Here is a 26004-nt window from a genome sequence, read left to right as displayed (position 1 = left end):
ATGCGGATACATTCTTATGAAGATCTGGCGCTGTTGAGAAATCGGATCGCTGAACAGAGATCCGGATCGGCGGGAAAAACCCGGATCGTTGTTTATGGATCGACGTGCGGAATCGCTTCCGGGGCATTGAAAGTTCTGGAAGCCATTGAAAAAGCCGTTGGAAAAACCGGCAGGGACGATGTTGAAATTCTGCAGCACGGTTGTATGGGATGTTGCTTTATCGAACCCTACATATCCGTCAGGCAGGAGGGTAACTCGACGTTGTACGGATTTCTCGATGCCGAAAAAGCCTGCCACGTGGTAGAGAGCCATTTGCTGCGGGGGGAAGTTTTGCATGACTATCGTATCGATGAAAGCATGCCCTTTTTCAGACGACAGGAAAGACGGATAACCGGTCTGCTCGGGGTTATCGATCCATTGAGTATCGAGGACTATATCCATCATGAAGGATATGCGGGACTGGCCGAGGCATTGCGCAAAGACAGCGCCGATATCCTTCAGGAAGTAAATGGCTCCGGACTGCGGGGCAGGGGCGGTGCCGGTTTCCCTACCGGAAGAAAATGGCAGTTTGCCCGCCAGGCCAGGGGTGACCAGAAATATGTAGTGTGCAACGCCGACGAAGGCGATCCGGGAGCCTACATGAACCGGGCTGAAATCGAGGGCAATCCCCATGCCGTGCTGGAAGGTATGGCTATTGCCGGCTATGTGATAGGTGCCAATCGGGGGTACATCTATGTTCGTGCCGAATATCCCCTGGCCGTGGAAACCCTGCGTAAGGCCGTTGCCCAGGCCCGGGAATACGGCCTTCTGGGTAAAAACATTCTGGGGACCTCCTTCGATTTTGACATCGAAATCTTTCTTGGTTCCGGCGCCTTTGTATGCGGGGAAGAGACCGCATTGCTGGCTTCCCTGGAACAGAAACGGGGCAACCCCCGCCACCGTCCGCCGTTTCCGGCCATCGAGGGACTGTTCGGGAAACCGACGGTGATCAACAATGTCGGCACCTTGTCCAACATTCCGCTGATCATCCGCAAAGGGGCACAATGGTGGAAGTCGGTGGGAACCGATACCACCAGGGGGACGAAAGTTTTCTGCCTGACCGGAAAAATCCGCAACAGCGGCCTGATCGAGGTTCCCATGGGTATCACCATGAAGGAAATCGTCTTCGATATCGGCGGCGGCATTCCTGACGAAAAGAAATTCAAGGCCGCTCAGCTGGGAGGTCCTTCGGGCGGTTTTATCCCCGCCGAACATCTCGATCTGCCCATCGATTATGAATCCCTCCAGACTATCGGGTCCATCATGGGCTCGGGCGGCATGGTCATTCTCGACGAAGACTCCTGTATGGTCGACGCGGCTCATTTTTTCCTGCAGTTCGATCAGGATGAATCCTGCGGACAGTGCGTGCCCTGCCGGATAGGACTGCCACTGATGATCCGGATGCTGGAAAAAATCAGTGGGGGAAAGGGAGAGATGTCAGACCTTGAAAATCTGACCGTCGTGGCGGAGAGCCTGCGCAAAACCTCTCTCTGCGCGCTTGGACAAACCGCCGCCAACCCGACACTGAGCACACTGCGTTTTTTCCGCGATGAATACGAGGCCCATATACGGGATAAAAAATGTCCTGCGGGGGTTTGCCGGTCACTCATACGTTTTTCCATCGATAAGGATAAATGCGTCGGCTGTGGCATCTGTAAAAAAGTCTGCCCCGAGAATGCTATCCACGGAGAACGCAAGGAACCACACTGGATTGACGAGGAAAAATGCGTCAAGTGCGGTTTGTGCAAGGATGCCTGTAAGTTCGATGCCATCATCGTTTCCTGACAATCAAAGGCTGAAAATATGATTCAGATAATAATTAATGGCCAGCCATGCATGGCGAAAGAAAACTCTTTGCTATTGAACGCTTGTGAAGAAAACGGTTTTAACATTCCTCACCTGTGTCACAAGGAGGGGTTGAGTTCCGTCGGGGTATGCCGGCTTTGTATCGTCAGGGTCAAGGGGATGAAGGGGCTTGTGCCATCCTGCTGCACCGTTGTGACCGAGGGCATGGAAGTTACCACCGAGGATGAGGAGATCTGCCGGTTGCGCCGCATCAACCTGGAAATGATCCTGGCCGAACATGAGCACAATTGTCTTGTCTGTGAAAACAGCGGAAAGTGCGAACTGCAGAATCTGGCCTATGCGCTGGATGTCAGTTCTCCGCGGTTTCCGGTCAACAAGAAATTACGGCCCATCGAGGAGTCCAGCGAAGTGATCGCAAGAGATCCCAACCTCTGCATCCTGTGCGGACGCTGCGTGCGGGCCTGCGCCGAAGTGACGGATCGCCGGATTCTGGAGTTTGCCAACCGCGGACCCGAACTGCTGATTAATGCCGGGTTGCAGGAACCACTGGCTGACACCGACTGCGCCTCATGCGGCGCCTGTCTGCAGGCCTGTCCGACCGGAGCGCTGACGGTAAAGCTGGCACGTTTTCAGGGCCGGAGTTGGGAAGTGAAGAAAGTGCAGACCACCTGTACCCATTGCGGCGGCGGATGCCAGATCGAATTCTGGGCCAAGGGCAACAGGCTGGTAAGGGCCTATGGGGTGGAGAAGGAGGGGGCCGAGAATCGGGGGCATCTGTGTGTCAAAGGGCGCTTCGGATTCGATTTCGTTCACAGCGCCGACAGGCTTTCAACACCACTGATTAAAAAAAATGGGCAATTCATAGCGGCCAGTTGGGACGAGGCCCTGGACAGAGTTGCTGAAAATTTCCAGAAAATCAAGAAAGCACATGGCAGTGACGCCATTGGCGGCATTGCGTCCTCCAAAAGCACCAATGAGGAAAATTACCTTTTCCAGAAATTCATGCGCGCCTGCATCGGAACCAATAACGTCGACTTCTGTACCCGTTTCTGCCATACCCCCAGTGCTGTCGCATTGGGTCGTGCATTTGGTGGGGGGGCCATGACCAACTCTCCGGCACTTATTGAAAAAGCTGAAGTTGTTCTCATAGCCGGTCTTAATCTTACGGAGATGTATCCGGTTTTTGCTGATTTTGTCAAACAGAAGGTCAAGGCAGGAAAACTGAAGCTGATTGTTGTCGATCCACGCCGAATAGATCTGGTCGATTACAGTCAGGTTTGGATCCGCCCGCGGATCGGGACAGATATCGCCTGGATCAACGGCCTGATGAACGTTATTTTGAATCGGCAACTGCAAGACGACGAATTCATCGCTTCCAGAACCGTTGGGTTCGATGATCTGCAAGCGGCGGTAAAATACTATACTCCGGAAAACGTTGAAGCCATAACCGGAGTGCGTGCCCAGACCATAGAGGACGCCGGCATGCTGTACGGCAACGCTCCAAGGGCCGCCATTCTGTATGGCATGGGCGTTACTCAGCATATCCATGGAACGGACAATGTCTCGGGGTTGTGCAACCTGGCGCTGCTCACTGGAAACGTGGGCAAAGCAGGCACCGGGGTGAACAGCATTGCCAAGCAGAATAACGGGCAGGGAGCAGGGGACATGGGTTGTCTGCCACCTATTTATCCTGGCGGGCAGCCTGTCGCTGACGAAGTTGTCAACCAGAAATTCAGTAAGGCGTGGGGCGTGCCCCTTTCAAAAAACCGGGGCTTACCGAATCGGACATGGTTCTGGAAAAGGAAAGAATCAAAGGTCTTTATGTCATGGGAGGAAACCCGCTGGGCAGCGGGCCCAATCTCAGGAAAATTCAAGAAGTATTTACGGCAATGGACTTTGTCGTCGTGCAGGATATGTTTCTGAGCGAAACGGCCATGCTGGCCGATGTCGTTCTGCCGGCCTGTTCTTTCGCGGAAAAGAGTGGTTCCTTTACAAGTGCTTCCCGTCTGGTGCAAAAGGTAGATAAAATTATCGAGCCGGTGGGAAAAAGCCGGCCTGACTGGGAAATTTTGTGCGATCTGAGCGACCGAATGGGCTATCCAATGCCCTATCGTGGGCCACAGGACATAATGCAGGAAATTGCGGCATTGGCTCCCTCATATGGAGGCATTTCCCATGGACGTTTGGAAACGGCGGGATTGAGAGTACCTTGTCCATCGGCGGACCATCCGGGAACCGAGTTTCTCTGGGGAAAAACTTTCAAAACGCCTGATGGAAAAGGGCACTTTTTCCCCGCTGCCTATCAAGCACCCGCAGAAGTTCCGAATGAGGAATATCCATATTTACTGACAACCGGAAAGGATCTTTATCATCTCCACACAGGGTCCTACACCAACAAATCCGTGCCTCTGTCCAGGCTGGCTCCGGAGGACTTGCTGGAAATAAGCGTGTCCGACGCGAAAAAGATAGGAGTCGCCAATGGCGACAAAGTACGGGTTAGGTCCCGCAGGGGCCATATCGACATCACCGCGCAAGTTACCGACCGAGTGCCGGACGGGACTGTCTTTGCGACTTTCCATTCCGGAGCGGTAAATGATTTGACCATCGATAGTCTGGACGCAATGGCCAAGGTTCCGGAACTGAAAATGTGCGCGGTTACAATTGAAAAGGTCGCATAAGACTATTTCAGGGATATTGCCATGCCTGATGAGCAAAAAAAACCGGAAAGCACAATGCCTGGATTGAGAAAAGTACGTCATATTCTGGCTGTCGCCAGCGGCAAAGGCGGGGTCGGCAAAACCACCATCGCTGTAAATGTTGCTTTTGCACTCAAGCAAAAAGGTAACAAAGTTGGTCTTCTGGATGCGGACGTCTATGGCCCCAGTGTGCCGGTGATGCTGGGAATCAGTGAGTCACCGGGTTGGCAGGACAAGATGATAATTCCCGCGCAAAAGTTCGGGCTTAGAATCATGTCGCTGGGCATGGTCACCGAAAAAGGGCAACCGGTTGTCTGGCGTGGGCCGCTGGTATCCAAGGCAATCAGCCAATTGCTAGGGCAGGTTTTGTGGGGTGATCTGGATTATCTGGTTGTTGACCTGCCACCCGGGACAGGAGATCCGTCCATTACCATGGCGCAGTTGCTGCCGACGGCAGGTGTGCTGATGGTGACAACACCTCAGGAGGTAGCTCTGGCCGATGTACGCAGATCCATCGACCTTTTCACTAAATTCAATTTGCATATTGTTGGCCTGGTTGAGAACATGTCCTATTTCTTGTGTGGCCATTCTGAAGAGCCCATCGAGATTTTCGGCCAGGGCGGCGGTGAAAGATTGAGCAAAGAGTTCGGTCTGCAACTGCTCGGGAAAATTCCCATTGACCTGGACCTCCGCAAAGGCGGCGACTCCGGTGTGCCGCTAGTGGTGTCGGCACCGGATTCTGTGTTAGGCAGGATATTTCGAAACATTGCTGAAAAAATCATGAATGTTTTGAGCTGACGTGACCCGACAGCCATAGCTAGTTTTCATCCGGAAACGGCCCTTTTCCGCCGTGGCGGCGTCAATCCGCAGGCTCGCTTGTGCGGCGTACCGATGTACGCCTCCGCGCAACCCCTTGATTTCCTTGCCACAACGAAAAATCGCTCGTTTCCCATATAAAAACTACGCTGTATCCATCCGGAATTTCCGGATGGATACTAGCTAAGCAATCCTCTGCCGCAAAATATTTCATAAACGATGCGTGTATCAGCAAAATTGCCGCGACCGTCCCAACCCGGTTGCGGCAATTTTTTAATCGAGACTCCACCGTCCTTGCCTGATCGGTATGACCTGTTATGTTGTAAAAAACCAGCTATTGCGTTGGAATGTGTTTCACTTTTTGCGGGACAAAAGCCACATATCGATATTTACGTGAGATAAATGGTTCGCATACAGGAGAGACCATGACTGTTTCCAGGAAATTTTCAGAAAGTGCCATAAAATCGGTTCTTCAGGGAAAGGATCCCGGCGAACTCGCCGTACAACTTCAAATGCGAACGGTGGATGAGTTTCCCCTGCCGCCAAGCTTGCCAAGGGAATCCGTGGCGGACCAGCCTTCACAGGAAACAAGGCTTAGAATCCTCGAAGGGCAGGGGATAAGATTCGAGTACCTTACCGGACGGAAACGGGTAGAGGATCCAGGCGTTTTTCAAAGCCACATCGAAAACTATATCGGCATCGCGCAATTGCCGGTCGGCGCCATTGGTCCGCTGAGGATCAACGGCGTCCATGCACACGGGGATTTTTACGTCCCTTTGGCAACGTCCGAAGGGGCTTTGATCGCATCCTATAATCGTGGCGCCAAGATAGCGAGCCTCAGCGGCGGAGTGAGGGCTTTTTGCCTGACGGAAAGGGTTTCGAGGGCGCCCGGCTTTCTCTTTGCCGATTTGATTCAGGCCGGGGAATTCATTGTATGGGTCATCCGTCATTTTGAAAATTTGCGGGAAGAAGCACAAAAAACCACGACCCACGGACATTTGGAAGACATGAAGGTTACCCTTGAAGGAAACCATGTCTTTCTTCATTTTGAATACACTACCGGCGATGCCGCCGGCCAGAACATGGTGACGATTGCCACGGAAGCTGCATGCCGTTTTATTGTGGCAAAATGCCCTGTCAAACCCAAACTCTGGTTTGTTGAAAGCAATATGTCCGGCGACAAGAAAGCCACCGCGCTGTCGTTTTTGTCGGTCCGCGGGAAAAAAGTCATTGCGGAAACCGTCATCCCCCGAAACCTGATAAAACGCATGCTGCATACGACGCCCGAGATGATGATGGAGTACTGGAAGATGTCCTTTGTTGGCGGCGTTCAAACAGGATCCATCGGTGTGCAGGGCCATTACGCCAACGGATTGGCGGCGATGTTTATCGCTTGTGGTCAGGACGCGGCTTGTGTTGCTGAAGCTTCAGTCGGACTTACCCGACTTGACCTGGACGATAATGGCGATTTGTATATCTCGGTCTCCCTGCCTAATCTCATCGTCGGGACCATCGGCGGGGGCACCGGGCTTCCGACCCAAAAAGAATGCCTTGCGATGCTTGGTTGCACAGGATCGGGTTCGGCCAGAAAATTTGCCGAGATTTGCGCCGCCGTCGCCCTTGCCGGAGAAATCTCCATCATGGGTGCTTTATCGTCCGGCCAATTTACCCAGGCGCACATAAAATACGGCCGCAAAACAAAAAAATGACCTCCCGGCATTGCGCATCAGTGTTTGTCACCTTATCCAAATGTTTTCAGAATCAAGGGGTTTCATGCAAATGTCATGAAAGATCGCGACACCATAGAGCAGCGCGCGAGATTTGACATCATCCGTTACGCCAACTGTTGGGAGGATGCCGATGTCCTGTTGCCGGCACTGGCTGTGCGGGAGGGAGGCGACTATCTGTCCATTGCTTCGGCCGGTGACAATACCCTGAGCCTGTTGCACGCCAAGCCATCCATGGTTCTTGCCGTGGATATCAGCGCCACGCAACTGGCATGTCTGGAATTGCGCAAGGCAGCTTTTCAGAGCCTGGCGTATGAAGAAGTTCTGCAATTTATTGGCGTCAATCCAAGCACTACCAGGGACAGGACTTACCGACTGGTCCGGGGCCGGCTTTCTCCGCTCTCAAGACAATTCTGGGATGCCAACCCCGGGATCATCGCCAAGGGAATGATCCATTGCGGCAAATTCGAAAGGTATTTCCGGCTTTTCAGAAAGATGGTCTTGCCAATGATCCACGGCAGGAAGGTGGTTTGCGATCTTATGCAAAACAAAAGCGAGGCGCAACGTCATGCCTTTTACCGGGAAACGTGGAATAATCGACGGTGGCGGGCGCTTTTCAGAATTTTTTTCAGTCGCAAGATCATGGGGTATCTCGGACGGGATCCGGAATTTTTCACCTATGTCGAAGGGGATGTCGCATCTCGTCTTCTGGAACGGGCCGAATATGCTCTGACGGCATTGGCTACGGATCAGAATCCTTATCTCGAATTCATACTCACCGGAAATTTCGGAAAAACGCTGCCGTTTTACCTGCGCGAGGAAAACTTTGAAAAAATCCGCGACCATCTCGACCGATTGATCCTCTTCCATGGGAACCTTCTCGAAGCTCTGCGTGCCCATGCTTCTCTTCGATTCGACGGGTTCAACCTTTCGGATATTTTTGAATATATGAACTATGCGGAATATGTGTCCGAGCTGCAAAAAGTCATTGACGCTTCGAAACCAGGAACCCGGGTGGTTTACTGGAACATGCTGGCAGACAGAAAAAATCCCCTTGCATTGAAAAACCGGCTCGCCACACTGGAAGATCTCGCTGCTGACCTGTTCAAACAGGACAAGGCCTTTTTTTACAAGGCACTTGTGATCGAGAGGGTTCTTTGAACGAATTGCATCTTGAAATAGGTGCCGCTCTTGTCTACGCCGGCATTTTCATACTGATTTTTGCACTCGGCGAAATTATCCGTTACTTGCAGCCTTCCTGTCCCGAATTGTCCAGAAAATTCATCCATTTTGCCGGCGGACTCACTGCGTTGACTTTTCCACGCCATATTCAATCCCACTGGAGCATCCTGTGCCTTGCCACAGGCTTTGCCGCGGTCCTCGTCCTGGCAAAGATGAAGGGATTGCTGAGATCGGTGCATGGTATTGAAAGAAAATCCTATGGTGCCATGTTGTTTCCCGTCTCCGTTTATCTTCTGTTCCTTCTCGGTCAGTCCAGAACCATTTTGTATTTCGTTTCGATTCTGGTGATGACCGTCTCAGATACCCTTGCGGCGGTGATAGGCGACCGGTATGGATCGATACGATATGAAGTCGAGGGCGTGACCAAGAGTCTGGAAGGTTCCACGGTCTTTTTTTTCGTCACCTTTTTATGCGTGCATATTTCCCTGTTGTTGATGACACCGACTGGCAGGCTTGAATCGGTGCTGATGGCATTTGTGATCGCTGTCCTCATAACCGCTTTCGAGGCTGTTTCGCCAACAGGCAGCGATAATTTCTTCGTCCCCCTGGGGACGTTCTTCATTCTTGGAAACATGATGAAACAGCCCCTTCCGGCCATGCTGAATCACATCGGAATCCTGCTCGCCATGATGGTGGCCACGGCGATCCTCACAGCAAAGATCAAGCTGTTTAAAACCACCGGTTTGATCGGCATGATACTGGTCAATTATGCCGCCTGGACCCTGGCTGGGGTTACATGGTTTCTGCCTTTATTGCTGGGGCAGATTCTGCTGTATGGGCTGGTGGCATATTTTGTCGATAAGGTGACAGAGGGAATTACCGGTTACCAGATTAAATTCCTGTTTTATGCCGTCTTGTTGCCGGTTCTGCTGATCTTTGCCGCCAATGCCCTGCACGCCAGGCTGACCTTTTTTTTGCCCTATGTGACTTCGATAACAACGACTCTGGCTATTATAGGTTACTTTTTCCTGGCAATTCTGAAGCCTTGCAAGGATGAGTGGCTTCGTTGTCTGGCGAGAAACCGCGCCCTGTCGATCCTTTGCTGTGCCGGATTATCTGTTGCTGGCGTCTGCCTGATCCCCATTTTTTTCCACGGCCAGGCTGTTATTGTTTCGCTGTTTATCGTGTTTGGTGCCACAAGTTTTGCCTTGTGTCTGTTTCATTTCCTCTTCCAGAAAATGGGTCTCGGCCTGCAAATTGTATTACGACAGAGGGTGCGCCTTTTATGCTCACTGATTGCCGTCGCCCTTGTTTTTCTGCTGCAGGAATTCGCGTTTTCTTCCTGAGTACGAGGCTGTGGTCTGGATTTTTATCTCTGGAGAAACGATCACTATGAAAACATTGCCCTACATTGTTTGGAATACGGATATGGTCGAGGAACAAACCGACAGTGTCATGCTTCTGGGGGGGAAGGCCATGGGCCTTCATCGTCTCAGAAATCTTGGAGTCGACGTACCTGTCTGGGCCACGGTCACATCTCTGTTTTTTCGACATTTGTGTTCCCGGGATGCCGGATTGCAGGCTCTTCTCTGTGATGAAGAGCCCGAAATTTCAGCAAAAGCTGCCGCCTTGCACGAACATATCGGAGCCCTTTCGATCCCGGAAGAAGGCATGGACGTTCTCAGGTCGGTGTGGGACACCGTATCAGAGCAAGGCCGCGTGCCGATCGCGGTAAGATCCTCGGCGGCGGATGAGGACAGCATGCATCTTTCCTTTGCGGGTCAGATGGACAGTTTCCTGAATGTGCTGTCTTTTGCGCAGTTCATCGAGGCTTTACGCCGGTGCTGGGCCTCCCTTTTCAACGAGCGGGCCGTGTTTTACCGTCAAAAGAGCGGGCTTGACTGCTGGTCGTTGCAAATCGCGGTGGTTGCACAGCAAATGGTCGAACCGGATGTGTCCGGCGTCATCTTCACCGCGAATCCTCTCAACGGCAACCGTAACGAAATGCTGGTCTGCAGCACTTGGGGGCTTGGAGAAGGTCTGGTTGCCGGAACCCTTCCTGCCGATACCTATGTGCTCGGGGCGGGAGGCGTCTGCCTGCGACAAACGCTGGCCGAGAAACAGCAGCGGGTAGCCTGCCACGCAACGGGAGGAACCGAAACGGTTGATCTGGCCGACGACAGGCATTTTCAGGCAACTTTGGATGATGTTTGGCTGCAAAAACTCTATCGTCTTGCAACTCGGGTGCAAACCACCGCGGGCCGGCCGATGGACATCGAATTTGCGGTGTGCAAAGACACTGTTTACCTGCTGCAGGCCCGACCCGTAACCGCCCTGGAGGATGCTGCCGCCGAACCGTCGCGGGACAACCCAAGGATCTGGGACAACGCCAATATTGTTGAAAGTTATTCCGGGATCACCACTCCGCTGACTTTTTCCTTTATTCGCAAAGCCTATTTCGCGGTTTACTGGCAGTTTTGCCGGATAATGGGGGTCAGCAGCAGAACCGCATTCCGGAACCGTCATATTTTTGCGAATATGTTGGGTTTTATCCAGGGCAGGGTGTACTACAATCTTTTGAACTGGTATCGCCTCATTGGCTTGTTGCCCGGCTATAAATACAACAAGTCCTTCATGGAGCAGATGATGGGGCTTCAGGTGATCAGTTCTTTTTCTCCGGAAGAAGAATCCAGGAACCTGGTTAAAAAATACCTGGTGCATTTTCCAAAAATGCTGTGGACAGGGTTCAGAATGTTGCTCAATCACTTTACCCTGAGTAGAAAAATTCGTGCTTTCCATGCCTCTTTTGATCACTTATATAGCCGACATGCTTCCCAGAATTTTCAGGAACTCAGTGTTTTCAGCCTGATGGAAATCTATCGTGAACTGGAAAACAAGGTACTCTGGAACTGGAAGGCGCCGATACTCAACGATTTTGAAGCCATGGTTTTTTTCGGACTGCTGCAAAAATTAACGGCGGCATGGATATTGGATGCCAACGGTAGCCTGTACAATGATCTGCTCTGCGGCGAAGGAGGCATCAAGAGTACGGAAGTCACCGACGGACTGATCCAGTTGGCGGCAACAATCGAAGCCGACAAGGAACTGAAAGCAACCTTCCTGGAAAACCCGCCTTCTGAAATTTTGCGGCGTCTGCAGTCCGATCCGTCCCTGTCCGGCTTCGCTCGGCTATTCGGTGATTACCTTGAAAACTACGGAGTCCGCTCCATCGATGAGATGAAACTGGAGTCGATTCCGGTCAAGGACGACCCCACCTTCTGCATCACTGTTCTCCAAAATTATCTTCGTTGCGGCATTCCCGACTCCGGCAAGCGAAAGGAACGGGACAGGCACATACGCCAACAGGCTGAAGAGGCTGTGCGCACGCGTCTGCAGGGGAAAAAATGCTTTCGCATGGTACCGCAACACATTGTCTACCGTTGGGTTCTTAAAAATGCCAGGGCAGCCGTCCGAAACCGTGAAAACCAGCGGTTTGCGCGCAGCCAGGCCTATGATGTGACGCGCAGGATTTTTCGTGCCATCGGACAAAAATGGCAGATGGCCGGGATTCTCGATGATAGGGAGGACATTTTTTACCTCGATGTCGAGGAGATCTGGTCCTATATAGAAGGAGCCTCGACCTGTCCAGACCTGCGCCAGCTGGCGAACCTTCGCCGAAAAATATTTGCATCCTACGCTACCGCAACACCCGACGACCACATAGAGACATACGGTGAGGTTTATCGCGGCGGCGATTATGCCGGTGGGCAGCATGAGGTTGATAACGCCGAACAACTGCAGGGGCTCGGCTGTTGCCGGGGTGTTGTTGAAAACACGGTGCGCATTATCCGGAAACCTGACGCCGATACCAGGCTCGATGGCGAAATCATGGTGGCGCAACAGACCGATCCCGGCTGGATCGTGCTCTTTCCATCCATCAGTGGGCTGATCGTTGAGAAGGGCAGTCTTCTCTCGCATTCGGCCATTGTTGCCCGGGAAATGGGCATCCCGGCGGTTGTCGGCGTCAAAAACGCGACCAGATTACTGCGTGACGGGGACAGGGTCCGTCTCGACGGGAGCACCGGGACGATCACCCTGATGCGCCAAACCGGTCCATGAGGTCATTTCTTGATCCGGTAGAGAGGCACGGCATGAGCCATCGATGGTGGATTTATTTCCAGGAACGCTTCCCGATCTTTGCCCATGGTCCACTTATTTTAGCCTTCAGCCTGTCTGCCATGGGTTATTCAGCACTTTTGCGGGGTGCGAACAACCTTCGCCCCGATGCGGCCGGCATCGCCTTTGTCACAGCACTGTTTTTCTTCCTGCAGCTTCGCATTGCCGATGAATTCAAGGATGCCGAAGAAGATGCCCGTTATCGGCCTTATCGGCCTGTTCCCCGGGGATTGATCACTCTGTGCGAGTTGGGCTGGCTGGCGGCAGGAACAGCTGCACTGCAACTGGCGGGATCTCTCTGGTTGCAACCCCCCCTGGTGCTGCTGTTGATAGCGGCCTGGGGTTATCTGGTTTTGATGAGCAAGGAATTTTTCCTCCGTTCATGGTTGAAACAACGGCCGCTCGCCTACATGCTTTCCCATATGCTAATCCTGCCGATTTTCGATGGCTATGCCACGGCTTGCGACTGGCTGGTGGCGAGAGTCGCTCCGCCTGCAGGGCTTGAGTGGTTTCTTGCCGCCAGTTACTTCAACGGCATGGTGATCGAAATCGGCCGCAAAATCCGTGCACCTGCCGATGAGGAAGAGGGGGTGGAAACCTATTCATTTTTATGGGGGCGATCTGCAGCGCTTGCGGCATGGTTGTTGGTGATGTTTTTGTCGGCCTGTTGCGCTTTGCAAGGTGCCGCCCTGTTGCGCTTTGTCAAACCTTTGAGCGTGTTTTTCGCCTGTATGCTTTTATCCGCGATCACGCTCGCCTGCGCTTTTGTTCATGCTCCCAGACCCGGCAGGGGCTGGCAAGTGGAGGTTTTTTCCGGCATCTGGACAATTGGACTGTATCTTGGACTCGGGATTGCCCCATGGATTGTTCATTTTGCACGTTTTTGAGAAGCAACATCCGGAGAAAATACCTTGCGAAGGGGAGGGCAAGATGGCGCAACTGCTTAAGATTGCATCGTTGGCACAGCTGGAGGCCCTCGCTGGACTTGAAGGGATCAAAGCACTTTCCGCGGATCTCTTCATGCTCCACAAACCCGATACTCACCTGGCAATACGGGAGGGGGATGATACGCTTCTGGGCCGATGTTCCCTGTGGTGGCATGCCACGCCAGTTTATCCTGAAGAACGTCTGGGGCTGATTGGCCACTTTGAAGCGCAAAATGCTGAAGTTGCCGCAATGCTGCTTAAGGAAGGCTGCCGCATTCTGTCGATATGTCAATGCACCCTGGCAGTTGGTCCCGTTGATGGAAACACCTGGCGACGCTATCGCTTCATTACCGCACGCGGCACCGAACCGCCATTTTTCATGGAACCGGACAACCCGGATGCCTATCCAGGCTACTTTTCCGATGCCGGTTTCAGACCCCTGGCCCGTTACTATTCCAATCTTGATCCCGACCTCGGATGGTCGGTTCCTGAAACCGAAACGCTTCGATTAAACCTGGAAAGGCAAGGGGTGCGCCTGCGATCCCTGAAGTTTGATGACTATTCCGGGGAACTGGAAAAGATCTACCGGATCTCCCTCGATGGGTTCCGTCACAACTTTCTTTATAAGCCTGTCGACCGTGATGAATTTTGTAAAATCTATTCCTGCATCCAGCCTTTTATTGTCCCTGAACTGGTCTGGTTCGCTGAAGCAGGGAACAGGCCGGTAGGGTTCCTGTTTGCGGTTCCGGATATGCTGCGTATCCGACGGGGAGTGCCCTCCGATACGGTGATATTCAAATCGATGGCGGTTTTGCCGGAATGGAGCGGCAGGGGCATCGGGTCACTGTTGCTGGGGACCGTCACCGAACAGGCCTGTCGCCAAGGGTTTCGAAGGGGCATACACGCGCTTATGCACGAGGCGAATCGATCACGCCTGATGAGCGGCCATCATGGCAGGGAATTCCGGGAATACACCTTGTTTTGTCGGAATCTGCCATGAATATCATCCAGATGTTGCAACTCCAGACGATGAGACGTCCCACTGCGGCGGCCATCATCGAACCCGCCGGCAGGCTCAAGGATCGTATTGCCACTTTTGCGTCGCTGGAGGAATCATCGGCCAGGGGCGCGGCTTTCCTTAAAGAATGCGGGCTACGCTCCGGCGATGTGGTGCTTGTTTTTCAGCCCATGTCCATTGATCTCTATATTTTACTGCTGGCGCTGTTTCGGGGCGGTATGATCGCCATGTTTCTCGATCCTTCGGCGGGCCTCAAGCATCTGGAGACCTGCTGTTCCATCCTGCCTCCACAGGGGTTCGTCGGGCCACCGAAAGCACATCTGCTAAGGCTTGCAAGTCCGGCGTTACGAAGCATCCCGCTGCATCTCGTAATCGGCCGGAGCCTGCCGGGAGCACGGTCCTGGAAAAACGCGGAAGATTTTGCACCGCTGCGCGAAGATCCCCCTGACTCACCGCATGCCCCGGCGCTGATTACCTTTACCAGCGGCAGCACTGGAGCACCTAAAGGGGTAGTGCGCAGCCACGGCTTTTTACGCGAGCAGCACCGGATCCTGGAACAAACCCTGGCCATGAACGCAGGAGACCGGGATCTGACCACTTTGCCCGTGTTTGTTCTTGCCAACCTCGCCTCGGGAGTAACTTCCATTATCCCGGATGCCGATCTGCGACGACCCGGATTTATCGATGCAGCCCCGGTACTGCGGCAGATCAACAGGTTAGGTCCGGTGCGCACCGTAGCATCTCCGGCCTTTCTGGAGTGTCTGTGCATCGCACAGTTCAGAAACGGAGGCCCTGTTCATGGATTCAGGCAGGTTTTCACCGGAGGCGCGCCGGTGTTTCCCCAGACCTTGCAGAGGTTTGCTCATATCTTTGAAAATGCTGATATTATAGCGGTTTACGGGTCCACGGAAGCCGAACCGATAGCCACTATCCGATGGGCCGATGTAACGGCACAGGATAAGGGAAAAATGGTCAGCGGAGCCGGATTGCTCGCTGGCATACCTGTGCCGGGTCTCCGGGTGGGGATACTCGACAACCGGCGAATCGTTGCTCGCGGCGTCTGGAAATCTGCGCAATTCTCTGACTTTCTGCTTCCGGCGGGCGAAACAGGTGAAATCATCGTCACTGGCGAGCATGTGCTGAAAAGCTACCTTCACGGTCACGGCGATAGCGAAACAAAAATCCTTATGGATGGTGACGTCTGGCATCGCACCGGCGACAGTGGGTATTTCGACCAGCGAGGCAGGCTCTGGCTTATGGGCAGAACATCTGCGGTCATCCAGGACCACCGGGGAACCCTGCATCCTTTTGCCGTGGAGTGCGCCGCCACGCAATATCCAGGGGTTTGCCGGAGCGCATTGTTACAGCATGGCAGAAAACGTCTCCTGCTGGTCCAGCCCAGGGATGCAGCAGGATGCGTTTCGCTGAAAGGTCTGTCAGAGACACTGTCCTGGGCCGGGATCGACGAGGTGCGATGCCTGAAAAGAATCCCCTGCGATAAAAGACATAACGCCAAAGTGGATTATCCGGCCCTTATTAGAATGGTTGAAAAACACCGCCGGTAAATATCTTCGGAATTTTGTCCGCTCTGTTTAATGATCCGCATACATGCGGGCAGGATCACGAAAATAGGTCCGGGTCTGACGCACTACCAGGGGACTGAGCCATAGCAGTCCGACCAGATTGGGCCAAGCCATAAGCGCATTGAAAATATCGGAGATAATCCAGACCAGTTCAAGACGGATGGAAGCGCCAACCGGCAACAGCAAACAGAACAAAACCCGGTAGGGCAGCACGAATTTCGCACCGAACAGGTACCCTATCGAACGATCACCGTAGTAGGACCAACCCAGGCAAGTGGAAAAGGCGAAGAAAATAATACTGATGGCGACCGCGTATCCGCCAAGCCCCGGCAAACCTGCGTCGAAGGCCCGGGCGGTCAGGTCGGCGCCGCTCAGGCCGCTGCGATAGGCGCCAGTGGTGATGATTACCAGGGCGGTCATGGTGCATATAACCAGGGTGTCGACAAACGGGCCGAGCATGGCGACCAAGCCCTCGCGCACCGGTTCCTTGGTGCGCGCCGCCCCGTGGGCGATAGGAGCGCTGCCGAGCCCCGCCTCGTTGGAGAAAACCCCACGGGCCACACCAAAACGCACCGCCTGGGCCACGGCTGCTCCGGCAAAACCGCCTGCCGCGGCACTGCCGGAAAAGGCATCGTGCACAATGGTGGCCAGCCCGGTTGGAATCGCTGACCAATGGCGGGCCAGTATAAAAAGGGCTCCCACTACGTAGAAAGCCGACATGAAGGGCACCAGGCGGCTGGCCACCTTGCCGATGCGGCGGATGCCACCAACAGTCACGGCGAAAACCAGGCCACAAATAACCAATCCGGTAACATACTTGGGTACCCCGAACAGGGTTTGTACCGGTTCGGCTACGGAATTGGCCTGGGCCATATTGCCGAGCCCGAAGGATACAAGCACGGCAAACAGGGCGAACAGGCGCGCAAGCCATTTGCAGCCGAGACCCTTCTCCAGATAGTACATGGGGCCGGCGCTGATTGTGCCGTCGCCATGGATAGTGCGAAAGTGCAGGGCCAGCAGGCATTCGGAAAATTTGAGTGCCATGCCGAATATTGCCGTAGTCCACATCCAGAACACGGCACCGGGCCCGCCCATGGCAATGGCGGTACCGACTCCGGCGATGTTGCCGGTGCCGATGGTGGCCGCCAGAGCCGCACTCAACGCCTGAAAATGGCTGATCTCGCCAGCATCCTCAGGGTTGTCAAAACGTCCGGAGACAAGCTGCCAGGCATAACGGAAACGATGCAACTGCACCAGGCCGAGCAACGCCGTCATGAGCACGCCCGTACCGACCAACAGCACCACCGTGACAGGTCCCCAGACCACATCCGCCACCCGTTGTAACCAGGCATCCACGCCGTTTATCTACCTTTCTCCCGCCGGGGCATGACAAGCATGCTTAAAAATCCGGGTCAAAAAGACCCGGGGCACGGAATTATCAGATTGCAGATTATCATGTGAAACAAATTTTTGCGAAAGATCCGCCAATCTTTCTATCGAGAGGATTTTCGTATCCAATCGGCAACACTTTGCGGTTGCCTGCCGTCAGGCTTTGATAAACTGTTTTGAGGCAAATAAGGATAAACAAGGAAACGAACCATGTCCTTTCATTTCGACCTGCTCTCGCGGGGGTATGATCAATTTCTGGGAAGAACTCTGGGGGCTCCGGATATGGAATACTGGAGAACCGCCCTCGGGCTTCCCGTCAGGGGGCGCCTGCTTGACGCTGGCGGCGGAACTGGCCGGGTCTCCGCTGCTCTGCGCCCCGATGTCGAACAGGTCGTCATCGTGGATTGCTCCCAGGGAATGCTGCGTCAGGCTCGAAAGAAGGGGAATATGGCCCTGGTGAGGGCTGATGTTGCACGTTTGCCTTTTATCGATGCCTCCTTTGAACGAGCCCTGATTATAGATGCCCTGCATCATTTTCCCCTACAGAAGGAGAGCATAGCAGAGGTGGCACGGGTTCTCGCCCCGGGGGGATTGCTGGTAATAGAGGAGTTCGATATCCGGAGGTGGGGAACTCGCGCCATAGCTCTGGCGGAAAAAATCGTCCTGATGGGGAGCCGTTTTCCCACGCCGGAGGAAATCCGACACATGCTTAAAGAGGCAGGATTCTCCGTTCTGGAGATTCAGAAGGGAAAGTGGAACAGCCTTCTGTTCATTGCAAAAAAATAGGGGCCGCCATGACGGGAAGCGAAACAAGGCTTACCATCCGTAAGTGTCCCTTGAGAAAACCTCACAGAAGGCCAGTTCGGCAATGGAGAGCTTGTGCAGCAGATAGGCGCGGTCTTTTTTGGGAACTTTGCGCAGGTAACGGGCGGCGAGTTTGGAGCGTTCAACGTTGTTCAGGCAGTCAACGTAGAATTGCAGCTTTTCGAGGCGGGCTTTGACGCGAGCATGGCGGCGTTGACCTGGGGACGTCATGACAGACCCCCCAGCCGACCATTAGCGCTTGAGTCGGATAAGATATATTATGTAAACCAATAAATATAGTTTTTATTTCTTATTGCGGTATTAACCGAGACTGGCCAGTTCAAGACGCTCCCCCCACCGATCTTTCAGAGCCTGGCGCAATTCGTGGTATCGATCAGCAGTCAGGAATGCCGGGTCTTCAGCGATCCGGAAGGCTTCTTGACGTGCCTGATCCAGAGTGCGTCCGTCACGGAACAGATTGGCTACACGAAAATCCGGGATGCCGGACTGCCGGGTTCCGAGAAACTCTCCCGGACCCCTGATTTCCAGGTCCGCTTCCGCGATTTTAAACCCGTCATTGGTGGCAGCCATGACCTCCAGACGTTTCAGCCCGTCTTCGCTGCATAATCCGGATTTGACCAGCAGGCATTGGCTTTGATGAGCACCGCGCCCAACGCGGCCTCGCAGTTGGTGCAGCTGCGCCAGGCCGAACCGCTCGGCATGTTCAATCATCATGACTGTGGCGTTGGGCACATCGATTCCGACTTCGATGACAGTGGTCGAAACAAGGATGTTTATGGCTCCGGACTTGAAATCCCGCATGATTTGTTCTTTGGCATCGGGACGCATTTTGCCGTGCAATACCCCGATCCGCTGTTCGGGAAAAATATTTTCCTGAAGGAAAGCAGCGCCTTCTGTTGCCGCCAGCAGATCGCTCTTTTCGGTTTCTTCAACCAGCGGGTAAACAATGTACGCCTGTCGGCCTTCGGCCAGCTCGCGGCGGATGGTTTCATAGGCCTTAATGCGTCTTGCTTCCGGAATGATCCTGGTGATCACCGGTTTCCGGCCAGGAGGCAAAGCATCGATGACGGACAGGGAAAGATCGCCGTATACGGTAAGGGCGAGAGTGCGGGGAATCGGCGTGGCCGTCATGATCAGCAGGTCCGGATGGTTGCCCTTTTTCCTCAAGGCGGCGCGTTGCAAAACTCCGAAGCGATGCTGCTCGTCAATAATGCCGAGGCCGAGTTCAGCGAATCGGACATCTTCCTGCAAAACGGCATGTGTTCCCACAACCATCTGCGCAGCGCCATCAGCCAGATCCTGCAGGATCTGGCGGCGCAGCGAGGCCGTTGTGGATCCAGAAAGAAACCGCACAGTCAGCCCCAGAGATTCCATCCATGCGTGGAACTGTAAAAAGTGCTGCTCGGCAAGGATTTCGGTCGGAGCCACAACCGCTACCTGGGTTTGATTTTCGATGGCAACCAGCGCCGCCATGAGCGCAACAATGGTTTTTCCACTACCGACATCGCCTTGCAGAAGCCGGTTCATGGGATGGGGCGCCATCATGTCGCCCTTGATTTCCCGCAGAACCTTGCGCTGTGCCTCGGTAAGACGAAACGGCAGCATGGTTGCCAGGGGCTTGGTATAGACATGCTCGACTTTAAAGGCACGCCCCTGCTCCAGGATCACACCCCGGTGTTTCAGCGCCATGCCAAGTTCCAGATAAAACAACTCATCGAATACCAGCGTGCGTCTGGCGACACTGCAGCCTTCATCCAGTTCCTTCAGAGAGGAATCTGGGCCGGGGAAATGAACTTCCCGCAGTGCTTCGTCCAGAGGCATGAGCTGCTGTCTTCGCTGAATTTCAACAGGCAGAGGAGATACAGCCAGGTGGGCATAGTGATCGACAACCTGCTTCCAGATCTTGCGTGCGGATTTCTGTGTGAGCCCTTCGGTAAGAGGATAGACAGGCAGGATGCGGCCAAAATTCAGAGGATCGGCATGGATAAGGGCGTTGGGATCCTGACCCGCGGCTAGGAATTCGACGTCAGCATGGTGCATCTCGCGAATGTTTCCGAACTGCTTGACTTCACCGTAAACTACACATCGCCGGCCGACAGGATATTGTTTTTCGATCCAGGTTTTGCGGTAATGGAACCATTTAAGGTTCAGAGAGCCGCTTCCATCTCCGACAACAACTTCGAAAAGTTTCCGTCTTGACCGGGAGGTTGTCTTTTCGGTACTGGCCAGAACTTCACCGAAGATGGTTGCCCGCGTGTCGGGCATGAGATCTGCGATACGGGTAAACTGACGGCGGTCTTCGTAGCGAAACGGCAGGGTGTACAGGGCTTGTTCTACGGTACGGATTCCAAGCCGGGCCAGCTTCTCCGCAATCCGAGGGCCAACCCCCCGGATGCTATCCAGGGGGGTTGCCAGATATCTGTGACTTTGATCGTAGGTGGGCTTCAGGGACATGCCCCCTGCCCTCCTTGTCAGTTTTTGATAACAGCGTTGAGATCCTTGAGCAGTGCTTCCACGTCAACACCGTGAGCCGTGGCGCCTTGCTCCAAGGTTTCATAACGGGCGGCGGCACAGCCGAGACACCCCATTTTGTACTTCATGAAAACCTGAATCACCGGCTGACCGTAAGCAAGTATTTCGCTGAATTTCATGTCTTTGGTAATTTTATCGCTCATGACTGTTCCTTTGCGGGAAATTGCCACCATGCGGCGGGATGATTTACATGTACTCGATGTTTACCACTTCGTAAATTTTCAGCCCGGATGGGACCTTGATGCGAACCTCGTCATCGAGACGGTGGCCGATCAGAGCCCTGCCAACCGGAGAAGTAACGGAAATTTTCCCCTGTTTGAGATCGGCTTCATCTTCACCTACTATGCGGTAGGTTACTTCACTTTCCGTGTCGACGTCAAACAGGGTGACATTTGCGCCGAAAACTATTTTATCCGTGACCACGGCGCCGGGCTTGATAACTTCGGCACGGGCTATTTTGTCATTGAGTTCCTTGATGCGGCCCTCGATGAAACCCTGACGATTTTTGGCGGCATCGTATTCAGCGTTTTCGGAAAGGTCGCCATGCCCGCGCGCTTCGGCGATATCCTGTACGACCCTGGGGCGCTCCACGCGGATCAAACGTTTCAATTCGTCTTGGAGATTGCGGTAACCTTCTTCGGTCATGGGGATGCTGTGGGACATGGTTCGATCTAACCCTTTTCTGTAAAAATCACCGGGCGGGTAAACCCGCCCGGTTGGTTAAGCTGAAATTTATTGATCCTGAAAAAATGGAAGGCCGCCATCAGGATGGCGGCTATTGTTTCGCATAATACTCCTGAAGAGGGACGACGTCAAGTTTTTCTCGCCCGAGAGCCAGAACCGCATCAACAGCGGCAATGATGCCTTCCATGGTTGTATAGTAAGCGATGCCGTTCATCAGGGTTGTGCGCCGGATGGAATACGAGTCGGACACCGATTGCGCACCGAACGTGGTATTGAAGACCATATCGATCTCCTTGCTCTTCAAAGCATCCACGCAGTGGGGACGACCCTCCTTGACTTTATTGACCGAAGTTACCGGCAGATTGTTGTCTCGGAGGAACAAGGCCGTTCCCCGCGTGGCAACGAGGGTAAAACCGCCGGCAACCAAACGTTGCGCGGGTTCGAGAAATGCCTTCTTGTCTTCGTCCTTGAGGCTGACGAAGACCGTTCCTTCGGCAGGCAGACGAACGCCGGCCGCCAACTGGGATTTGGCAAAGGCTTTGTAAAAATCGGTGTCGATTCCCATGACTTCCCCGGTGGATTTCATTTCCGGACCGAGGAGCGTATCGACTCCCGGGAATTTCACGAAAGGAAACACCGCTTCCTTGACGCAGATGTAAGGCGGAATGATTTCGCCGTGAATATCCAGATCTTCGAGGGTTTTGCCAGCCATGATGCGCGCTGCAAGTTTGGCCAGAGGCCGATTGGTGGCCTTGGAGACGAAAGGTACGGTGCGACTCGCCCGCGGATTGACTTCCAGCAGAAAAATGGTGTCGTCCTTGACGGCGTACTGGATATTCATCAGCCCTACGACACCGAGTTCCAGGGCCAGTTCCCGGGTCTGCCGGCGAATTTCTTCGACAATGGCAGGTTTGAGGGAATATGGGGGCAAGGCGCAGGCGGAATCTCCGGAGTGGATGCCGGCTTCTTCGATATGTTGCATGATTCCGCCGATAATCACGTCGCGTCCATCGCACAAGGCATCGACATCGACCTCAATGGCATGCTCGAGAAACTTGTCGACCAGAATCGGGTGATCTGGCGAAGCCTGCACGGCGTTTTGCATGTAGCTGCGCAGGGCATCGACATGATAGACGATTTCCATGGCGCGCCCGCCCAGAACATAGGACGGCCGCACGACAACCGGATAACCGATGCGTCCCGCAACCTTTTCGGCCTCTTCAAAGGAACGCGCCAAACCGTTATCAGGTTGCAGCAGACCGAGTTTGAAGAGCAGAGTCTGGAAACGTTCACGATCCTCGGCCCGGTCGATGGCGTCCGGACTGGTGCCGATGATGGGAACACCGGCCTGCTCCAGCGCGACGGCCAGCTTCAGAGGGGTCTGTCCGCCGAACTGGACAATGACGCCTTCGGGTTTTTCGATATGCACGATTTCCAGAACGTCTTCGAAAGTCAGAGGTTCGAAATAAAGCCGGTCCGAGGTGTCGTAATCAGTGGAGACCGTCTCGGGATTGCAGTTGACCATGATGGTCTCATAGCCGTCCTCGGCCAGAGCCATCACCCCGTGGACGCAGCAATAGTCGAATTCGATCCCCTGCCCTATACGGTTGGGGCCGCCACCGAGAATGATGATTTTTCTGCGGTCGCTTGGCATGGCCTCGCACTCGGTCTCATAGGTCGAGTAGAGGTAAGGGGTATGGGCGATAAATTCCGCCCCGCAGGTGTCGACGCGTTTATACACCGGCCGGATGCCCAACCGCTGTCGCATCGCGCGCACGTCGTCCTCGGTTTTGCCCCAGAGCTGGGCCAGTCGCTTGTCCGAGAAGCCGTTCTGTTTGGCTTCCCGCAGCACTTCCGGCCACTCGTCGGCATCGGGGGGCAGATCCACCAGCTTCACAAGATGCTCTTCCATCGCAACGATCTGTTGAATCTGGAAGAGGAACCATGGATCGACGCCGGTTGCGGTATGGACAGCGGCGATATCCATGCGGGCGCGAAAAGCGTCCGCAATGTACCAGATGCGCTCCCAGTTGGGTATATGCAGCCTGGCATTCAGCAGATCCCTGGTCGGGTCGTCGAGAGGGCTGCCCCATTCTTCCGGCGAAGCGTAGATACGGCTTTCGAATCCGTAAGAGCCGATTTCCATGGACCGCAAACCCTTCTGCAGACTCTCCTTGAAGGTTCGGCCAATGGACATTGCTTCGCCGACGGATTTCATCTGGGTGGTCAGGGTGCTGTCCGCCTGGGGAAATTTCTCGAAGGTAAAGCGCGGAATCTTGGTGACGACATAATCGATGGTCGGTTCAAAGGATGCAAAGGTTTCCCGGGTGATATCATTGGGAATTTCATCCAGGGTAAAGCCGACGGACAGCTTGGCGGCAATCTTGGCAATGGGGAAACCGGTGGCCTTGGAAGCCAGCGCCGAAGAACGGGAGACACGGGGGTTCATTTCAATGACGGCCAGGCGTCCATCGGCGGGATTGATGGCAAACTGGATGTTGGACCCGCCGGTATCGACGCCTATTTCACGGATAATCTTGATCGAGGCATCCCGCAGAATCTGATATTCCTTGTCCGTCAGGGTCTGGGCGGGGGCAACCGTAATGGAGTCTCCGGTGTGCACGCCCATGGCATCGAGGTTTTCGATGGAGCAGATGATAACCACATTGTCGGCTTTGTCACGCATGACCTCGAGTTCGTACTCTTTCCACCCGATAATGGATTCCTCTACCAGAATTTCATTGGTGGGGGATGCATCGATGCCCGCTAACGCCATGGCTTCGTATTCTTCGCGGTTGTACGCAATGCCACCGCCGGTGCCACCCAGCGTAAAGGAAGGCCGAATGATGGCCGGATATCCCACGTATTCGATGATTTCCATAGCCTCATCGTAATTGTGGGCCAGGCCGGAGCGGGGAACAGCGACGCCGATTTTAGCCATGGCCTCCTTGAACAGCGTACGGTCCTCGGCCTTTTCGATGGCCGGGAGGCTCGCGCCTATCAATTCCACGCCGTAACGTTCCAGAACCCCCTTTTTGGCAACGGCCACCGCCGTATTCAGGGCCGTCTGTCCGCCAAGAGTCGGCAGAATCGCATCGGGACGTTCTTTTTCGATGATTTTTTCAAGCACTTCCGGTGTAACGGGCTCTACATAGGTCCGATCGGCCGTTTCCGGGTCGGTCATGATAGTGGCCGGATTGGAATTCAGAAGAATGACGGAATAGCCTTCTTCCTTGAGGGCCTTGCAGGCCTGGGTTCCGGAGTAATCGAACTCGCAAGCCTGGCCGATGATAATCGGACCAGCGCCAATGATAAGAATTTTCTCAATGTCCGTTCTTTTGGGCATGGTTTATCCTTCAATGATCCTAAAGCCCTGCTGCGGGGCGTAACAGTCTGAAATATCGAGACATTGCCACCATGTCTGCCTCAGGAGCGGGACTGACGATGCTTGTCCATGAGTGCGGCAAAACGATCGAAAAGGTAGCGCGCATCATGCGGTCCCGGGGACGCTTCCGGATGATATTGCACGGAGTATGCCGGGAAACTTGCGTGTTCCAAGCCCTCGATCGTGTTGTCGTTGAGATTGACATGGGTCAGGACCGCGGCATCCTGAAGCGAATTGCCATCGACGGCAAATCCGTGATTCTGGGAGGTAATCTCGACCTGCCTGCCGCATTGGCGCTGCACCGGCTGATTGCCGCCGCGATGTCCAAACTTGAGTTTGTAGGTCTGACCGCCAAGGGCCAGTGCCAGCAGCTGATGTCCGAGGCAGATGCCGAAGACAGGCACCTTGCCGAGAAGTTTGCGGATATTTTCCTGGGCATAGACAATCGGCTCGGGGTCGCCCGGCCCATTGCTCAGAAACACGCCATCGGGACGCATGGACAGCACCTCATCCGCCGTCGTGGACGCCGGAACCACCGTCACGTCGCAACCGATGGACACCAGGTTGCGCAGAATGTTGCGTTTGATGCCGAAATCGTAAGCGACCACTTTATAACGGGGCGGACCAGCCGTCTGGTAGCCTTCGCCGAGGACCCAGGTTCCTTCGGTCCAGTGGTATGGCTGCTTGCAGGTCACTTCCCGGACCAGATCCCGACCGACCAGGGACGGGGCCCGGCGCGCCTTTTCGATAAGGGAAGCGGGATCCAGGTCGACCGAGGAGATCACCCCGGTCTGGGCGCCATGATCGCGGATATGCCGCACCAGTGCCCGGGTATCGATCCCCTGAATGCCGACGATGGCGTTCTGTTGCAGGTATTCGTCGAGAGTGGCGGTGCTGCGCCAGTTGCTGGGGTAAGGACAGGCCTCCTTGACCACAAAGCCGGACAGAAACGGACGGTCGGACTCGACGTCTTCGGGGTTGACGCCGTAATTGCCGATAAGGGGATAGGTCATGGTCACGATTTCACCGCAATAGGACGGATCGGTCAGAATTTCCTGATAACCGGTCATGCTGGTGTTGAAAACCACCTCTCCGGTGACTTCCCCCCGGGCGCCGAAGGCTTTGCCAACAAAAACCCTGCCGTCGGCAAGGGCCAGAATTGCTTTCATGGGGACTTACTCCTTACTGTTCTTGAAATGCTGTCGAGGCTTCCGTATCCA

At 54.3% G+C, this 26004-nt stretch carries 19 protein-coding genes; 12 read left to right on the top strand and 7 right to left on the bottom strand.

Annotated elements, in window-relative coordinates; all coding sequences use genetic code 11:
* From A6070_RS07350 to A6070_RS07305, 11 genes are all read left to right on the top strand, one after another.
* A complete protein-coding gene (locus tag A6070_RS07350) occupies positions 1-1824 on the top strand; it encodes an NADH-ubiquinone oxidoreductase-F iron-sulfur binding region domain-containing protein (RefSeq protein ID WP_083558812.1) in 1824 nt (607 codons plus the stop codon).
* Between the two features lie 18 nt (positions 1825-1842).
* Entirely contained in the window at positions 1843-3768 is a 1926-nt protein-coding gene (locus A6070_RS16055; RefSeq protein WP_083568955.1) for a molybdopterin-dependent oxidoreductase, read from the top strand.
* A complete protein-coding gene (locus A6070_RS16325; RefSeq protein ID WP_269085287.1) occupies positions 3672-4523 on the top strand; it encodes a molybdopterin oxidoreductase family protein in 852 nt (283 codons plus the stop codon). The genes A6070_RS16055 and A6070_RS16325 overlap by 97 nt, the downstream gene beginning before the upstream one ends.
* Positions 4524-4544: 21 nt before the next feature.
* The gene (locus A6070_RS07340) at positions 4545-5339 is read left to right on the top strand and encodes an Mrp/NBP35 family ATP-binding protein (RefSeq protein WP_072287713.1); all 795 of its coding nucleotides are present in this window, start codon (positions 4545-4547) and stop codon (positions 5337-5339) included.
* 443 nt (positions 5340-5782) lie between these two features.
* A complete protein-coding gene (locus A6070_RS07335; protein WP_072287712.1) occupies positions 5783-7066 on the top strand; it encodes a hydroxymethylglutaryl-CoA reductase in 1284 nt (427 codons plus the stop codon).
* Between the two features lie 75 nt (positions 7067-7141).
* Entirely contained in the window at positions 7142-8245 is a 1104-nt protein-coding gene (locus A6070_RS07330) for a BtaA family protein (RefSeq protein ID WP_072287711.1), read from the top strand.
* Complete coding sequence (locus A6070_RS07325) at positions 8242-9612, top strand: diacylglycerol/polyprenol kinase family protein (protein WP_072287710.1); 1371 nt, start codon at positions 8242-8244, stop codon at positions 9610-9612. Before A6070_RS07330 ends, A6070_RS07325 begins: the two co-directional genes overlap by 4 nt.
* 46 nt (positions 9613-9658) lie before the next feature.
* Positions 9659-12385, top strand: coding sequence for a PEP/pyruvate-binding domain-containing protein (locus A6070_RS07320; RefSeq protein ID WP_072287709.1), 2727 nt, complete (start codon positions 9659-9661; stop codon positions 12383-12385).
* Between the two features lie 32 nt (positions 12386-12417).
* On the top strand, positions 12418-13329 hold the full coding sequence (locus tag A6070_RS07315) for a UbiA family prenyltransferase (RefSeq protein WP_083558811.1): 912 nt from the start codon (positions 12418-12420) through the stop codon (positions 13327-13329).
* Positions 13330-13372: 43 nt separating this feature from the next.
* Positions 13373-14368, top strand: a complete 996-nt coding sequence (locus A6070_RS07310; protein ID WP_072287707.1) for a GNAT family N-acetyltransferase — start codon at positions 13373-13375, stop codon at positions 14366-14368.
* Positions 14365-15951: an AMP-binding protein gene (locus A6070_RS07305; protein WP_072287706.1), complete on the top strand. Its 1587-nt coding sequence runs from the start codon at positions 14365-14367 to the stop codon at positions 15949-15951. Before A6070_RS07310 ends, A6070_RS07305 begins: the two co-directional genes overlap by 4 nt.
* A 27-nt stretch (positions 15952-15978) precedes the next feature.
* On the opposite strand, the gene A6070_RS07300 is transcribed toward A6070_RS07305, so the two are convergent.
* A complete protein-coding gene (locus A6070_RS07300) occupies positions 15979-17334 on the bottom strand; it encodes an alanine/glycine:cation symporter family protein (protein ID WP_456119766.1) in 1356 nt (451 codons plus the stop codon).
* A 234-nt stretch (positions 17335-17568) separates the two neighbouring features.
* Between A6070_RS07300 and A6070_RS07295 the strand changes: the two genes are divergently transcribed.
* Positions 17569-18144 carry a class I SAM-dependent methyltransferase gene (locus A6070_RS07295; RefSeq protein ID WP_072287704.1) on the top strand — a complete coding sequence of 192 codons (576 nt, stop codon included), beginning with the start codon at positions 17569-17571 and terminating at the stop codon, positions 18142-18144.
* 30 nt (positions 18145-18174) lie between these two features.
* Here A6070_RS07295 and A6070_RS07290 read toward each other — a convergent pair whose 3' ends face one another.
* From A6070_RS07290 to carA, 6 genes are all read right to left on the bottom strand, one after another.
* Complete coding sequence (locus A6070_RS07290) at positions 18175-18393, bottom strand: hypothetical protein (protein WP_072287703.1); 219 nt, start codon at positions 18391-18393, stop codon at positions 18175-18177.
* 90 nt (positions 18394-18483) lie between these two features.
* Positions 18484-20637 (bottom strand): ATP-dependent DNA helicase RecG, encoded by a 2154-nt coding sequence (gene recG, locus A6070_RS07285; protein ID WP_072287702.1) that lies wholly within the window; start codon positions 20635-20637, stop codon positions 18484-18486.
* 17 nt (positions 20638-20654) lie between these two features.
* A complete protein-coding gene (locus A6070_RS07280) occupies positions 20655-20858 on the bottom strand; it encodes a DUF1858 domain-containing protein (protein ID WP_072287701.1) in 204 nt (67 codons plus the stop codon).
* Between the two features lie 43 nt (positions 20859-20901).
* Positions 20902-21378 carry a transcription elongation factor GreA gene (gene greA, locus A6070_RS07275; protein ID WP_072287700.1) on the bottom strand — a complete coding sequence of 159 codons (477 nt, stop codon included), beginning with the start codon at positions 21376-21378 and terminating at the stop codon, positions 20902-20904.
* 112 nt (positions 21379-21490) lie between these two features.
* The gene (carB, locus tag A6070_RS07270) at positions 21491-24745 is read right to left on the bottom strand and encodes a carbamoyl-phosphate synthase large subunit (protein WP_072287699.1); all 3255 of its coding nucleotides are present in this window, start codon (positions 24743-24745) and stop codon (positions 21491-21493) included.
* 80 nt (positions 24746-24825) lie between these two features.
* Entirely contained in the window at positions 24826-25953 is a 1128-nt protein-coding gene (gene carA / locus A6070_RS07265; protein WP_072287698.1) for a glutamine-hydrolyzing carbamoyl-phosphate synthase small subunit, read from the bottom strand.
* Positions 25954-26004: the final 51 nt, after the last annotated feature.

The organism is Syntrophotalea acetylenica (assembly GCF_001888165.1).
In the GTDB taxonomy this organism is placed as follows: Bacteria; Desulfobacterota; Desulfuromonadia; order Desulfuromonadales; family Syntrophotaleaceae; genus Syntrophotalea; species Syntrophotalea acetylenica.
Note: the sequence above shows the minus strand (reverse complement) of the source record. Positions and strands in the feature narration are given on the sequence as shown.